The organism is Citricoccus parietis, assembly GCF_042433045.1.
GTDB classification, from domain to species: domain Bacteria; phylum Actinomycetota; class Actinomycetes; order Actinomycetales; family Micrococcaceae; genus Citricoccus; species Citricoccus parietis.
The window spans coordinates 1-995 of sequence record NZ_JBHLWH010000057.1 but is presented as its reverse complement, the minus strand read 5'-3'; the positions used below and the strand labels follow the sequence as shown (position 1 = coordinate 995).

Annotated in this window: 1 protein-coding gene; it reads left to right on the top strand. The window is 67.3% G+C overall.

Annotated elements, in window-relative coordinates:
- Positions 1–995: AMP-binding protein (locus ACFFIO_RS17300; protein ID WP_378043700.1), on the top strand; the 995-nt coding region annotated here is incomplete at both ends.

The window sequence follows — 995 nt, the reverse complement described above, 5'->3', positions numbered from 1 at the left end:
GTGGGGGCCGTCTGGTCCGTGGTCAACACGGACTACGGCGTCCAGGGCGTGGCCGACCGCTTCGCGCAGATCGAGCCCAAGGTCCTGTTCACCGTGGACGGTTACGAGTTCGGCGGCAAGATCCGGGACATGACCGCCAGCATCGGTCACCTGCGCCAGGTCCTGCCGACCGTGGAGCACGTGATCGTGGCCGACCAGTTCCCCGCCGGGTCCTGTGGCCCGTTGCCGGACGATGTCCTGCGGTTCTCCGAGATCGTGACCCGCACCGCCGAGCCGGACTACGAACAGGTCGACTTCAGTCACCCGTTGTGGGTGCTGTACTCCTCCGGGACCACGGGCAAGCCCAAAGGGATCGTGCACTCCCACGGCGGGGTGCTCGTGGAGGTCCTCAAGGCCAACGGGCTGCACTACGACTTGGGGCCGGACCACCGGGCGTACTTCGCCGTGTCCACCACCTGGGTGGTCTGGAACATGGTGGTGGACACCATGATCGTGGGCACCTCCATCGTCACCTACGACGGCTCCCCCACCCACGACGGCCCGGCCCGGCACTTCGAGCTCATCTCCCGTCACCAGGCCACGTTCTTCGGCACCGGGGCAGCCGTGCTGACCATGATCGAGAAGTCCGGGGTGGTCCCGAACACCCGGTACGACCTGTCCCGGCTGAAGGCCATGATGGTGACGGGTTCGCCGCTGCCGGATTCCACCTGGGACTGGATCTACCGTGCCGTGGGCCAGGACCTGCGGGTCGGCTCCGATTCCGGCGGCACGGACGTGGCCACCGCGTTCATCGGCTCCAATCCACTGGATCCGGCCTACCGCGGCGAACTCATGGGAGCCTGCCTCGGCGTGGCCGCCGAGTCCTGGGACCCCGAGGGCAACCGGGTGTTCAACCAGGTCGGCGAGTTCGTGGTCACCGCCCCCATGCCCTCGATGCCCATCAAGTTCTGGAACGATCCCGACGGGGCCCGGTACCACTCCTCCTACTTCGAGGA